The sequence below is a fragment of the Pseudomonas sp. DSP3-2-3 genome (genome assembly GCF_049898225.1).
GTDB lineage: Bacteria > Pseudomonadota > Gammaproteobacteria > Pseudomonadales > Pseudomonadaceae > Aquipseudomonas.
Map to the genome: position 1 here is coordinate 216237 of NZ_JAFCXH010000005.1, position 12992 is coordinate 229228.

Below are 12992 nucleotides of genomic sequence, written 5' to 3' on the forward strand. Positions count from 1 at the left end.
GACTGGGCAACCCATGATCGATTACCTGATTCTCGGCGGCGGCAGCGCGGGTTGTGTGCTGGCCGCGCGGCTCTCGGAAAACCCCGACCACAAGGTCTGCCTGGTGGAAGCCGGGCGTGACATTTCTGCCGGGGACATGCCAGCGGCGATTCGCAGTCGCTATCCGGGGCGGGCCTATCTGGATGTCAGCAATATCTGGAAACGGCTGGCCGCCAGAATGGGCGGCAAGTCGCAGGCGGGGCGCCGTTATGAGCAGGCGCGGATTCTCGGCGGCGGTTCGGCAATCAATGCGTTGATGACCAATCGTGGTGCTCCGGCCGACTATGACGAATGGCAGCAACTGGGCGCCGATGGCTGGAACTGGCCGAGCGTGCTGCCGTATTTTCGCAAGCTGGAAACAGACTGCGATTTCGGCGGCCCGCTGCACGGTTCACAAGGCCCCATCAGAATTCGGCGCACGCCTGAAACCGCGTTGTCACCTTTCGTCAACGCGGTGATCAAAGCCTTGGCCGAACGCGGCCTGGCGCGCAAAGCGGATCAGAATGGCGATTGGGAGGAGGGTGTGTATGCCGGTGCCATTGGTGTCAGCGAACAGGGCGAACGCATTCCGACATCGGTCTGCTATCTGACGGATGAAGTGCGTAAGCGCGGCAATCTGACCTTGCTGACCGATACCATTGTCGACCGGGTACTGATCGAAGGCGGCCGAGCCACGGGCGCGCGACTGCTCCGGCAGGGCGGCGCTGCCGAGCAGGTCCGAGCGCGCGAAGTGATTGTCTGCGCCGGGGCGATCCACAGCCCGGCGGTGCTGATGCGCAGCGGCATCGGTCCGGTTAATGAGCTGCTCAATCTGGGCATTCGCCTGGTGGTGGATCGTCCGGGTGTTGGCGGCAATCTGATGGAGCATCCGTCGATTGCCGTCTGCGCATTGCTGGAAAAAGCCGGGCGCACGCCCTTCAAGGATGAGCATCACGAACAGGCCATCGTGCGCTTTTCGTCCGGGCTGAATAACACCGTTGAATGCGACATGCATGGCGCGATCCTGTCACGCTCGGGCTGGCATTCAGTGGGCTATCGGCTGGGTACGATGTTCTTCTGGGTCAATAAATCCTATTCCCGAGGGCGCCTGCGCCTGGTCTCCAACAACCCTCACGACGAACCTGAAGTGAATTTCGACATGCTCTCGGATCCGCGCGATCTGGAGCGTCTCAAGCAGGCGTTGCGCTTGGGTGCCAACACCTTGCGAGCGCCTTCGATGGGCAGCGTGCGCAGCGTTGTGTTCCCCTCCAGTTATTCGCCTCGGGTGGCGAAAATCGCCATGCCGGGACTGTTCAATGCCCTGCAGCGCGGGATTTTGAGCCTGCTGCTGGACATCGCCGGTCCACTGCGCAAGGCATTGATTCATGGTCTGGTTACGCAGGGCGTGACGCTGGATAAGCTCTTGGCCGATGATGTGGTTCTGACTGAATTCGTGCGCAAGAACGTCGGCGGCACCTGGCATCCCTCCGGTACCTGTCGCATGGGCCGTAGCGATGATCCGGCAGCGGTAACCCTGAGTGACGGCCGGGTGATCGGCGTCGGCAATCTGCGAGTGTGCGATGCGTCATTGATGCCGGCCATTCCTTGTGCCAACACCAACCTGCCAACCATCATGATCGCCGAACGCATTGCCGATCTGATCAAGGCCGAGGCAAGCGGCGCACACCAAAAGACCGCCTGATCAGGGCGGTCTTTTGTGTTGTAAGGCGGTCAGTTCAAGGCTGATAGCCGATGATGCCCTTGACCTCAAGAAACGCTTCCAGCCCCCATTCCGCATATTCGCGACCGTTGCCGGACTGTTTGTAGCCACCGAACGGCGCGCCTGCGTCCCAGGCCGGATGGTTGATAGAAACGCTGCCCGCCCGCAGTTGCATGGCAATGGCTCGTGCCCGCTCAAGGCTGGCCGATTGCACATAGGCGGCGAGGCCGAACACGCTGTCATTGGCCATGGCAACTGCCTGTTGTTCGTCGGCATAGGGCTGGATACACAGCACCGGGCCGAAGATCTCGTCTCGGGAAATAGTCATGTGCGGCGCAACCCCGGCGAAGATCGTCGGTTGCACGTAGTAACCTTGATCGAGATGTTCAGGGCGTCCCAATCCGCCGCAGACCAGCTGCGCGCCTTCTTCAATGCCAATGGCGATCATGCGTTGAATGGCCTGGTATTGCCGTTCGCTGATCACCGGGCCCATGGTGGTCTGCGGATCTTCCGGCGCGCCGAGACGACAAGCGCTGGCCGCGCGACGCGCGATTTCTACCGCCTGATCGTGCAAAGCCGCTGGCACCAACATACGGGTCGGCGCATTGCAGGATTGACCGCTGTTGCCGAAGCAGGAATTGACCCCGGCGGTCACGGCGGTTTCCAGGTCGGCATCATCAAGGAGGATGTTGGCCGACTTGCCGCCCAGTTCCTGATGCACGCGCTTGACCGTCGGCGCCGCGAGACGGGCGACTTCGACCCCGGCGCGGGTCGAGCCGGTGAAGGACACCATGTCGACATCCGGGTGACCGGCCAGCGCCGCGCCCACGGCAGGCCCGTCACCGTTGAGCAAGTTGAACACCCCGGCAGGCACGCCTGCGTCATGCATTACTTCGGCAAACAACAGCGCGTTCAGTGGCGCGATTTCACTGGGCTTGAGCACCATGGTGCAGCCCGCGGCCAAGGCTGGCGCGACCTTGCAGACGATCTGGTTGATCGGCCAGTTCCACGGCGTGATCAACGCCACCACGCCCACCGGCTCGAAATTGATCAGGGTCGAGCCGCGCATTTTCTGAAAGGTGAAGGCGTCCAGACTGCGCAGCAACTCCTGCAGATGGCGCTTGCCGATACCGGCTTGCCAGTCGTGGGCGAGACTTTTGGGTGCGCCGACCTCAAGCATGATTGCTTCAGCAATGTCGTCATAGCGCTGCATGAACGAAGCCAGTATCTGTTCAAGCAGTTCTTTGCGTTCTGCCACCGTGGTGCGCGCGAACGCCGGGAATGCGCGTTTCGCAGCGGACACGGCGGCGTCCACGTCAGCCTGGTTGCCCAGGGCAATCTCGCTGAACGGTTGCTCGGTGGCCGGGTTGATCACTGGCATACGACTGCTGGAGTACGGTTCGACCCAGCAACCATCGATATAGAACTTGAGCGCGTTGTGCATGGGGAAGTGCTCTTCTGCAGACGAATTGAAAAGGGGTGGCACGCGAGTTTATTCAGGCCGGAAGCATGGCCGTTTCCTCGCAAGAATAAGCCCGTATTTTTCATTTCGGCAATTTACTAATAGTTGTGCCAGGCATAAACTCAGGTCATGTCTAATCTACGCCGAAAGCTCCCCAGTTCCAGCTCATTATTCGTCTTCGAGGCCGCCGCGCGCTGTGGCAGCTTCACTCGGGCGGCGGATGAATTATGCGTCAGCCAGCCTGCGGTCAGCCGCATGTTGTCGCGGCTGGAGGAACACCTTGGCGTGCAGTTGTTCGAGCGGGTGCGCGGCGGTGCCAGGCTGACCGAAAGCGGCAGCATTTTGTACCGCCGGGTGCAGGAAGGCTTCAGCACCATCGAGTCGGCGATCAGTGAAATCGAGTCCCGGGCCACGGGTATTGAAACGGTTACGCTGTCGGTTTCCACGGCGTTCACCACCCACTGGCTGATGCCGCGCATGAGCCGCTTCAACGAACGCTTTCCCACCGTGGACATGCGTTACCAGTTGATGTCGGGGCGCATCGGCGGGCCGTTGGTGGATGTCGATCTGGGCATGCGCTACCTGGACGCCGGCAGTGTAAAAGCCACGGATTTACTGCTTGTCCCGGAAATTACCCTGCCGGTATGCAACGCTTCGTACCTCAATAATGTGGTGAACAGCAGCAACAAGAAATGTCCGCCGACCCTGATCAATATGGACAACCAGGACCGCAGTTGGGCCGAGGATTTCGCGGCACCCGGGCGCAGCGACAACGCCCTGGTGTTTTCCGATTACGCAGTGGTGGTGCAGGCGGCCTTGCTCGGGCAAGGCGTTGCCCTGGGCTGGTTGAACGTGGTTTCCCACTGCCTGGTGAAGGGCGAATTATTGCCGGCTGCCGATCAGGTGCGGGTTGCCTCGCGACGCTGTTGTCTGGTGTCGCCCAGCAACCGTCCAGTGCGCCCGGTGGTGGAAAATGTCCGCGACTGGATTGCCGAAGAAATGCGCGAAGACCTCGTTAAAATCGATGCGCTGTACCCGCATCTCGGGCTGGCAGCGAAGGTCGATTTTGCCGATTGAGGGCAGGTGTGCCGCGAGGAGTAAAAAAACAGTAGGTTATGCCCTGAGGTCAGGTCAAAACAGAATATTTCATGAGAGAGCGGGGTCGATAATTGACCCCAGACAGCTTCACCCTCATGACCTATCTTGCGGAGCGCCTTATGTCATTCAAGCAGTTCAAAGCCCTGACGTTCGACGTCGTCGGTACCCTGATCGATTTCGAAGCCGGAATCCTGAACCATGTGCGTGAAGTCGCAGGCGATGCGGGTAAGGCGTGCAGCGATGACGATCTCCTCAAGGCCTATCGCGAAGCCCGCGCCAACCCGGATTCGGGCTGGTGGCCGGACGATCTGGAGCGTTGCTACCACTTGATGGCGGCCAAACTCGGTCTGCCGGATAACGACGAATACGCCAAGGGCCTGAGCCTGGCAGTGAAAAACTTCCCGGCGTTCCCGGATTCGGTCGAAGCCCTTAAGCGTCTGCACAAGCACTTCAAGCTGGTCGCTACTACCAACTCGCGGATCTGGGCACTGGACTACATGGCCAAGACCCTGGAAGAACCCTTCGATGTGCGTGTCACGGTCGATGACGTACGTTTCGAAAAGCCTGATCCGCAATTCTTCGCCTACACCCGTGGCGTGCTCGCGACGCAAGGCATTCTGTTCGAAAACATTCTTCACGTTGCCCAGAGCCAGTACCACGATATCGGCGTGGCCATGCGTCTGGGTTATCAGACCTGCTGGATCGAACGGCGCTTCGCCCAGAAAGGTTCCGGCGGCACGCTGGAGTCCGAGCACACCAAACCGCACTACCACTTCACGTCCCTGGCGCAACTGGCCGATGCGGTCGAGAAAGAGTTGGGTTAACGGCAAAGCACCGGATCTGTTGGAGCGACCGGGGTGGCGATCCACCTTGCCCGCGAACCGGGCACTGCGAGGGGCTAGATCCACCGCGTTATCGTTCTTCGCGGGCAAGCTTCGCTTCAACGAATTGCATTCCATGACATGAGGCCGGCGATGACTCCTGACAGTTTGTGGGCGGCTACCGCCCAACCCGCACCCGCGCTGCAATCCCTGGAGGGTGAGCGGCGTTGTGACGTGGTGATCATCGGCGCGGGTTACACCGGCTTGAGCGCGGCGCACCACATCGCGCTCAGCGGGCGCGAGCCGCTGATCGTCGAGGCCAATACCCTGGCCTGGGGCGCCAGCGGGCGCAACGGCGGGGTGGTTTCGCCGAAATTTCGCGTCGGCTTCTCGACCCTGATGCAGCGCTTTGGTCGTGACACGGCACTGCAGATGTATCACACCGGTTATGCCGCTGTGGACAGTCTGGTGGAAATGGTCGACAGCCTCGGGCTTGCCCATGCGCAGTTGCACATGGGCGGGCACATTGCTGCGGCGCACAATGCCCACGCGTTGGTCGGTCTTGAGTCCACTGCGAACTGGATCAAGCGCGAAACCGGCGGCAGTTCGTCGGTGATGATCAGCGCCGAACAAGTCCGGGAAATGACTGGCTCGACGATCTTTAGCGGTGGACTGCTGACGCCCAAGGCGGGCGGCATCCATCCGCTGAACTACGCCCGAGGCATCGCCCAGAGCCTGCATGATCGCGGGGTCAAGCTCTACATTAACAGCCCGGCGCAACAGGTACGCAGGGAAGGCGAGCACGTTGTCGTGCAGACGCCTCAAGGCCGGGTCATCGCCAAACAGGTGATCTACGCCACCAACGGTTACTCGGATCAGACCAAGGCCACCGACACCCTGCATCGTCGGTTGATTCCGTTTCGCAGCGCGATCATCGCCACCGAACCGCTGCCGGCGCATATCCTCACGGGCATCATGCCGGGCGGTCAGGTGTGCGGCGACACCAAACGCATGCTGCGCTGGTTTCGGGTCATCGGTGATCGGCTGATTTTCGGCGGCCGCGGTGCCTTTGGCAAAGGTGATTCGGACAGCGCCTTCAACGATTTGCAGCGCAGCATGGGCGTGGTTTTTCCCACACTGCGCGAGCAGAAGATTGCTTATCGCTGGTCGGGTCTGGTGGCCATGACCCTGGATTATCTGCCCCATGCCGGTCAGCTCGACGAGCGCAGCTTCTACGCCATCGGTTACAACGGCGGCGGCGTGGCCATGTCGACCTGGATGGGCAAGCAACTGGCAGCCATGACGGCTGGCGAAAAAGTCGAGTTGGGCTTATTGGCCGGCGATCATTTCAACCCTATTCCATTGCATGCTTTCCGCGCGCCGGGCGTTCGTCTGGCGGCCGGCTGGCAGCAATTTCTGGACATCATCGGCCGATGAGCCGCGGCGAGCCCAATCCCATGCCCGAGATTTTGCATTACCCGATTCCCCATACCCGCCGTCAGTTGCCCCGCGCTGCTTTTGCTCTGCACAACGATCCCCTGGCCGCTGGCCGGACCGTGCATTATCACGATTCGGCGCAAGGCTATGCCGTGGGCGAAAGCGTCAGTGTTGGCGCCAATCTGCTGATCGAGGATTTCCCCTGGGCCGAACTGGGTATCGTCGAAGCGGGAGAGCTGACCCTGCGCGGTGACGGTTTTGACCTTGAACTCAAGCCTGGCGATTGCTTTGTGGTGCCGCGCGGGGTCAAGGTTCGCTGGCAGCATCGGGGTTTGTTGCGTCGGGTGTTCATGGCGTTTCCAGGCTTGGCAGCGGGCAACGACATGCCGACGCGCCCGGTGAAAATCGATCTGTTATCGACCTTGCAGAGTTGCAATCCTCCAGCGGCCAACGTGCTGCTGACCCCGGCGCCGCAAGCCTGGAGCGCTGAGGCGTTCAGCGCCTCCAACTTGCGCATCGGCGTTTGGCAGTGCGAGCCGTATGCCCGTAAACAGGTCGAACCGGGTTACAGCGAATTGATGTACATCCTGGAAGGCAGCGTCACCCTGACGTCGGAGCGCGGGCATGCCAATCGTGTCAAAGCGGGGGAGATCGTGGTGGTACCTGCGGGAGCGACCAATGCGTGGAGCAGCGAAGAGACCGTGCGCAAGGTGTATTGCATTTTGGGGTGAAACTGTAGGAGGGACCATGTGGGACCGGATTTATCCGGGAAGGCGGCATTTCTGACGACGAAATGCAGTGAATGAACGGGCCTCTTCCCGGATAAATCCGGTCCCACGAGTTTTCATTGGTCAGATACTTAAACCGCTCTGACCAGACTCCGCAACGGCACGGTACTTTTGATCACCGGCGACTTGATCACGATGTAGCTGAAGTACTTCTCGATGCCGATGTTCTTGTCGAGGATCGACTCCATCAGTTCCTGATAATGCTGAATGCTGCTGCACAGGAAGCGCACCAGATAATCGTAGCCGCCGCTGATCAGGTGGCATTCCAGCACTTCGTCGATATTGCGGATGCTCGACTCGAATTTCACGAAGTCGGAGCGCTTGTGATCGGAGAGGGTAACTTCGGTGAAGACGGTCACCGAGTTGGCGAATTTGGCCAGATTGACGTGGGCTTCGTAACCGCTGATGTAACCGGCCGACTCAAGACGTTTGACACGTTGCAGGCAAGGACTGGGGGACAGGCCCACGGCTTCGGCGAGGCTGACATTGGTCATGCGCCCGTCTTTTTGCAGTTGGACCAGGATGTTGATGTCGATACGATCCAGCTTGGTTGCAGCGTCCATAGTTCAGTTCTCGCAATGTCGAATCTGGGGCCGTGGCTTCAGGCGTGCAAAGCCTTCTGATGCGCATGGATCAGGTCGGCAAGGCTGGCGTATTCACAGCGTTTGCCGTCCAGCGCCTGCGGTGAGTTGTTCCAGGGCTGGCCATGATCGCGGCGCAAGGTGCATATCGGAAAATCCACACGTTCGTTCCACGGGTCATCTGTTTCAGTACTGCGCACCGGTAACATTTGCGTGCGTTCAAGTCCCAGCCTTTGCAGCGCGGTGTCCAGGCTGGCGTGCCAGTCATCGCTCTGGGGCTCGATGATCGCATCGAAAGCCACCGGCAAACGGCGTAGCAGCGAGCCCACATCAATGCCGTGGGGTGGGGCGATGAGTATCAACCGGTAGAACTTGCTCAGGTACTGCAAGGCTCCCGGCGCGTCTTCAAAAATCGGCCATTGGGCGGAGGAGCTACTAAACGCAACACTCTCGTCCCAGCCGGGAATGACATGCAATTGATGCGCCAGACGCTGGTACAACTGCCCCTGAAAAGCACTCGGGCTGATATCCGAACCACTGGCCGCCAGTTCGTCGGCCATGTGTCGATAAGCCACCAGCAGCTGGTCGTCGCTGGTGGTGGTCAAGCTTTGCACTGCCAAGGGTCGCAGGCCTTCGAGGATGCCCCGTTCCCGATCAACCAGGGTGCCGAAGGAAAAGCCCAACGCCTGGTATTGGGTGACTTTCATGGTTCGCTCCTGAGTGATTCGTGGCGGTCCTTCACGTTCAAAACGCCCGACGTTCAGGTCGGGCGAACTGCTGGTCAGGCGCTGGCGGCGGCCATTGCGCTGTCGAGCATCTGCAAGGCTTCTGCCACTTGTGCCGGGCTGGTTACCAATGGCGCGAGGAAGCGCACCACGTTGCGATGCACGCCGCACTTGATCACCAGCAGGCCGGCATCGCGGGCGTGGTCGATGACGGTTTGTGCCAGGGCCGCGTCAGGGCTTTGGCGGGCGTCGTCGGCAACCATTTCGATGGCCTGCATGAAACCCAGGCCGCGTACGTTGCCGATTCGTGGATAGCGTTTCTGCAAGGCCAGCAAGCCGTCGTGCAGCTGGGCGCCGAGGGCTTCACCCTTGGCCAGCAGGTCTTCTTCTTCAAAGATTTTCATGACGGCGAGTGCCGCCGCGCAGGCTACGGCGTTACCCCCATAAGTGCCGCCCAGACCGCCCGGAGTGGGCGCGTCCATGATCTCTGCGCGCCCGACCACCCCCGACAACGGCATGCCGCCCGCCAGGCTTTTCGCGACAGTCACCAGATCGGGTTTGATGTCGGCATGCTGGAAGCCAAACATCGTGCCGGTACGGCCAAATCCGGTCTGGATTTCATCGAGGATCAATACGATGCCGTGCTTCGTGCAGCGCTCACGCAGGGCTTGCAGAAACTCCTTTGGCGCGGCAAGAAACCCGCCGTCGCCTTGCACCGGCTCGATGAGGATCGCTGCAACACGGTCGGGCGCAACGTCAGTGGCGAACAGTTCATCGAGTTCCGCCAGGGCGTCGTCGCTGCTGATGCCGCGATAGGCGTTTGGGTACGTTGCGTGATAGATCTCGGCGGGGAAGGGCCCGAAATTCTGTTTGTACGGCTGGCTCATGCCGGTCAGTGTCACGCCCAGCAAAGTGCGGCCGTGGAAGCCGCCGCGAAAGGAAATCACCCCGGTGCGATTGGTGTAGCCCCGGGCGATCTTGATCGCATTCTCGACTGCCTCTGCGCCAGAGGTGAACAGCACGCTTTTGTAATGCTCGTCGCCGCCGATCATGGCGTTGAGGCGCGCAGCCACTTCGATATAGGTTTCGTAGGCAACGACCTGAAAGCTTGCGTGGGAAATTTCCCCGACCTGGCTGCGCACCGCTTCTACTACGCGCGGATGGCTATGACCGACGTTGAGCACGCCGATGCCGCCGACGAAATCCAGGTAACGCTTGCCGTCCACGTCCCACAGTTCCGCGCCTTGGGCACGGGCGGCGACCACCGGATGGGCGGTGACGATACCGCGCGGAATGTGCTGTTCGCGCAGGGCAAGCAGGCGTTGGTTTTCAGTCAGTGCAGAATTCATCTCGATCTCCGTGTGCGCCGGGCTCGGCAAGTGATGTGCTCAGGATAAGGATTGGTCGCGGGTGACAAGCGCTGAACTTGGCGTTGGCAGTGCTGTGATCGACTGTTTTGCAGGGGGGTTACGAAATATTTCGCTGTTGGCGGATTACACCGTTGGAGCGAGGCTTGCCCGCGAAGGCGTCAGCTCAGTCGACAATTATTTCGACTGGGATACCGATTCGCGGGCAAGGTGGATCGCCACCCCGGTCGCTCCAACAGGTTTTGCCGCTAAACCACCGCCCTCGGCACCACGATGGTGTCTTCCGGGTGCAGACGCATGGACATCAGCGCGCCAATCGGCGGCAGGCTGAGGTTGCCTTCATGGTGGCTGGGTTGGCGCAGGCTGACGGTCGGGCCGCCTTCCAGATCGACGAACACCTTGAGGCTTTCGCCCTGGAACACGATGTCGGAAATCCGCCCGCGCAGGCGGTTCCACTCGGGTCCGGCAGCATCGCTGTCGAGCATGAGTTTCTCCGATTGCAACGCCAGGAACAGGTCGCCGGAGGCCGGAACCGGGCGCGTGGTGCGCAGTGGCGTGCTGCCCAGGGTCAGGCCATTGCCGGCGCTGCGTTGCAGCGGCACGAGGGTGCTTTCGCCGATGAAACTGGCGACGAAGTCATCGCTGGGATGATCGTGCAGGCGGCGCGGCGTATCGACCTGCACCAGCTGGCCGCCGCGCATGATTGCGATGCGGTCGCTCATGGTCAGGGCTTCGCGCTGATCGTGGGTCACGTAGATCATGGTCGCGCCGAGGCGTTTGTGCAGGGCGCGCAGTTCGATCTGCATGGTCTCGCGCAGCTGTTTGTCCAGCGCCGAAAGGGGTTCATCCATGAGGATCAGTTTGGGTTCGAAGACAATCGCCCGCGCCAGGGCGACGCGCTGGCGCTGGCCACCGGAGAGCGCGGCAATCGAGCGCTCTTCGTAGCCGGACAATTCAACCGTCGCCAATGCCTGTTTGACCCGGTCACGGCTCTTGCTGGCGCTTTCGCCACGAGCGCGCAACGGGAAGGCGACGTTTTCGCCGACGGTCATGTGCGGGAACAGCGCGTAGTTCTGGAACACCACGCCGATTTCGCGCTTGTGTGGCGGCATCAGGGTGACGTCGCGCTCGCCGAAAAAAATGCTTCCGGAAGTGACGCGAATGAAGCCGCCGAGAATGCTCAGCAACGTGGTCTTGCCCGAGCCCGATGGACCGAGCAGCGACATGAACTCGCCAGCCTCGACCTTGAGACTGACATTGTTCAAGGCCTTGAGGCTGCCGTAGTCCTTGCAGACCTGATTGACGCTGACCGATTCAAAACCTTCAGTGAAATTCATGAAGCATTCTCCTTTGCAGGGCACCGAAGCTGTCGGCGTATCTGCTTGCCATGTGAACACAGTCGCAGCGTGTGTTCGTGCCGTTCTGATGCGCCGGGCAAGCAGGACCTGCTGCCCGGCAACGTTCAAGCAGATGTATTCAGCCCAGGCCGCCGATGTGCCAGGCCTTGACCTCAAGGAACTCATCCAGGCCGTACTTGGAACCTTCACGGCCAGTGCCGGATTGCTTCATGCCGCCGAAGGGCGCGACTTCCATGGAGATGATGCCGGTGTTGAGCCCGACCATGCCGAACTCCAGACGCTCGCCGACCCGGAAGGCGCGGCGGATGTCCTGGGTGAAGTAATACGCGCCCAGCCCGTATGGCGTGGCGTTGGCCATGGCCAGCGCTTGGGCTTCGTCCTTGAAACGGAACAGCGGGGCCACCGGGCCGAAGGTTTCTTCGCTGGCGAGCAACATGTCTGGCGTGGCGTCGAGCAATACGGTTGGCTGCACGTACAAGCCATTGCCTTGTGGCAGGCCGCCGATGGCGATGCTCGCGCCTTTCTCCAGCGCGTCACCAATGTGATGGCCGACTTTGTCTACCGCCGCAGCATTGATCAACGGGCCGATGGTCACGCCTTCGGCCAGTCCGTCGCCGACTTTCAGTTGCGCGACCGCCTGACTCAAGCGCTCGGCAAAACGGTCGTAAATGCCGTCCTGCACCAGAATGCGGTTGGCGCAAACGCAGGTTTGTCCGGCGTTGCGGAACTTGCTGACCATGACCCCGGCAATCGCCAGATCCAGATCGGCGTCGTCGAACACGATAAACGGCGCGTTGCCGCCCAGTTCCAGGCTCAGGCGCTTCATAGTGCTGGCGCATTGGCTCATGAGCAGCTTGCCGACCTTGGTCGAACCGGTGAACGACAGTTTGCGCACCGCCGGGTTGCTGGTCATCTCGCCACCGACACCGGCCGGCATGCCGGTCAATACGCTGAACACACCGGCCGGGATGCCCGCCCGTTCAGCCAGCACGGCAAGGGCAAGGGCTGACAACGGGGTCATTTCCGAGGGTTTGACCAACACGGTACAGCCCGCTGCCAACGCCGGGGCGCATTTGCGGGTGATCATGGCATTGGGGAAATTCCACGGCGTGATGGCCGCCACCACGCCAATCGGTTGCTTGAGGACCACGATGCGGCGGTCGACGGTGGGCGCAGGAATGGTGTCACCGTAAATGCGTCGGGCTTCTTCGGCGAACCATTTGACGAAGCTGGCGCCGTAGCCGATTTCGCCACGGGATTCGCTCAACGGCTTGCCTTGTTCAGCAGTCATGATCAGCGCCAGGTCTTCCTGGTTTTCCAGGATCAACGCATACCAGGCTTCCAGATAGCGCGCGCGCTCGGCGGCCGGTACTTCCCGCCAGGTGACGAAGCGGCTTTCGGCGGCTTCGATGGCGCGGCGGGTTTCGGCGGCCTGCAAGGCCGGGACGTGAGCGATAACGCTGCCGTCGGCGGGGTTGGTCACGGCGATGGTGGCGCCATCGTCGGCCTCGATCCAGGTGCCGTTGACATAGGCGCGCTCGACGAGCAGGGAAGGGTCACGCAGTGTGCTTTTCAACATGATCAGAATGCCTTGAAGGTCCGGACGATGGACTCATT

General features: G+C 60.9%; 11 protein-coding genes. 5 read left to right on the plus strand and 6 right to left on the minus strand.

The genetic code is table 11. The annotated features are described in order from the left end of the window. Positions 1 to 13 precede the first annotated feature (13 nt). The gene (locus tag ACP7E4_RS08345) at positions 14 to 1720 is read left to right on the plus strand and encodes a GMC family oxidoreductase (protein ID WP_426118141.1); all 1707 of its coding nucleotides are present in this window, start codon (positions 14 to 16) and stop codon (positions 1718 to 1720) included. Between the two features lie 34 nt (positions 1721 to 1754). On the opposite strand, the gene ACP7E4_RS08350 is transcribed toward ACP7E4_RS08345, so the two are convergent. Beyond that, positions 1755 to 3182, minus strand: coding sequence for an aldehyde dehydrogenase family protein (locus tag ACP7E4_RS08350; RefSeq protein WP_426118140.1), 1428 nt, complete (start codon positions 3180 to 3182; stop codon positions 1755 to 1757). Between the two features lie 147 nt (positions 3183 to 3329). On the opposite strand from ACP7E4_RS08350, the gene ACP7E4_RS08355 reads away from it, so the two are divergent. The 4 genes from ACP7E4_RS08355 (at position 3330) to ACP7E4_RS08370 (ending at position 7287) form a co-directional block, all read left to right on the plus strand. Then, positions 3330 to 4277: a LysR family transcriptional regulator gene (locus ACP7E4_RS08355; protein ID WP_426118139.1), complete on the plus strand. Its 948-nt coding sequence runs from the start codon at positions 3330 to 3332 to the stop codon at positions 4275 to 4277. Between the two features lie 140 nt (positions 4278 to 4417). Further along, positions 4418 to 5122 carry an HAD-IA family hydrolase gene (locus ACP7E4_RS08360; protein WP_020289693.1) on the plus strand — a complete coding sequence of 235 codons (705 nt, stop codon included), beginning with the start codon at positions 4418 to 4420 and terminating at the stop codon, positions 5120 to 5122. Positions 5123 to 5272: 150 nt separating this feature from the next. Next, positions 5273 to 6556: an NAD(P)/FAD-dependent oxidoreductase gene (locus tag ACP7E4_RS08365; RefSeq protein ID WP_426118138.1), complete on the plus strand. Its 1284-nt coding sequence runs from the start codon at positions 5273 to 5275 to the stop codon at positions 6554 to 6556. Positions 6557 to 6576: 20 nt separating this feature from the next. Further along, positions 6577 to 7287 (plus strand): cupin domain-containing protein, encoded by a 711-nt coding sequence (locus ACP7E4_RS08370; protein ID WP_426118137.1) that lies wholly within the window; start codon positions 6577 to 6579, stop codon positions 7285 to 7287. A 128-nt stretch (positions 7288 to 7415) separates the two neighbouring features. Here the strand turns inward: ACP7E4_RS08370 and ACP7E4_RS08375 are convergent, their stop codons facing one another. The 5 genes from ACP7E4_RS08375 to ACP7E4_RS08395 all read right to left on the minus strand — a co-directional run bounded on the left by ACP7E4_RS08375 (position 7416) and on the right by ACP7E4_RS08395 (position 12954). Continuing rightward, entirely contained in the window at positions 7416 to 7907 is a 492-nt protein-coding gene (locus ACP7E4_RS08375; protein ID WP_020289696.1) for an Lrp/AsnC family transcriptional regulator, read from the minus strand. Between the two features lie 38 nt (positions 7908 to 7945). Then, entirely contained in the window at positions 7946 to 8632 is a 687-nt protein-coding gene (locus ACP7E4_RS08380; protein ID WP_426118136.1) for a hypothetical protein, read from the minus strand. Between the two features lie 74 nt (positions 8633 to 8706). Continuing rightward, positions 8707 to 9999: a 4-aminobutyrate--2-oxoglutarate transaminase gene (gene gabT, locus ACP7E4_RS08385; RefSeq protein ID WP_426118135.1), complete on the minus strand. Its 1293-nt coding sequence runs from the start codon at positions 9997 to 9999 to the stop codon at positions 8707 to 8709. Positions 10000 to 10265: 266 nt separating this feature from the next. Then, complete coding sequence (locus ACP7E4_RS08390) at positions 10266 to 11354, minus strand: ABC transporter ATP-binding protein (RefSeq protein WP_426118134.1); 1089 nt, start codon at positions 11352 to 11354, stop codon at positions 10266 to 10268. A gap of 139 nt (positions 11355 to 11493) precedes the next feature. Continuing rightward, complete coding sequence (locus tag ACP7E4_RS08395) at positions 11494 to 12954, minus strand: NAD-dependent succinate-semialdehyde dehydrogenase (protein ID WP_426118133.1); 1461 nt, start codon at positions 12952 to 12954, stop codon at positions 11494 to 11496. Positions 12955 to 12992: the final 38 nt, after the last annotated feature.

Bases quoted from the DNA above. Each gene is read 5' to 3' on its own strand.
- gabT (WP_426118135.1), bottom strand. From the start codon at position 9,999: ATGAATTCTGCACTGACTGAAAACCAACGCCTGCTTGCCCTGCGCGAA.
- ACP7E4_RS08365 (WP_426118138.1), top strand. From the start codon at position 5,273: ATGACTCCTGACAGTTTGTGGGCGGCTACCGCCCAACCCGCACCCGCG.
- ACP7E4_RS08370 (WP_426118137.1), top strand. From the start codon at position 6,577: ATGCCCGAGATTTTGCATTACCCGATTCCCCATACCCGCCGTCAGTTG.
- ACP7E4_RS08360 (WP_020289693.1), top strand. From the start codon at position 4,418: ATGTCATTCAAGCAGTTCAAAGCCCTGACGTTCGACGTCGTCGGTACC.
- ACP7E4_RS08395 (WP_426118133.1), bottom strand. From the start codon at position 12,954: ATGTTGAAAAGCACACTGCGTGACCCTTCCCTGCTCGTCGAGCGCGCC.
- ACP7E4_RS08380 (WP_426118136.1), bottom strand. From the start codon at position 8,632: ATGAAAGTCACCCAATACCAGGCGTTGGGCTTTTCCTTCGGCACCCTG.
- ACP7E4_RS08355 (WP_426118139.1), top strand. From the start codon at position 3,330: ATGTCTAATCTACGCCGAAAGCTCCCCAGTTCCAGCTCATTATTCGTC.
- ACP7E4_RS08375 (WP_020289696.1), bottom strand. From the start codon at position 7,907: ATGGACGCTGCAACCAAGCTGGATCGTATCGACATCAACATCCTGGTC.
- ACP7E4_RS08345 (WP_426118141.1), top strand. From the start codon at position 14: ATGATCGATTACCTGATTCTCGGCGGCGGCAGCGCGGGTTGTGTGCTG.
- ACP7E4_RS08350 (WP_426118140.1), bottom strand. From the start codon at position 3,182: ATGCACAACGCGCTCAAGTTCTATATCGATGGTTGCTGGGTCGAACCG.
- ACP7E4_RS08390 (WP_426118134.1), bottom strand. From the start codon at position 11,354: ATGAATTTCACTGAAGGTTTTGAATCGGTCAGCGTCAATCAGGTCTGC.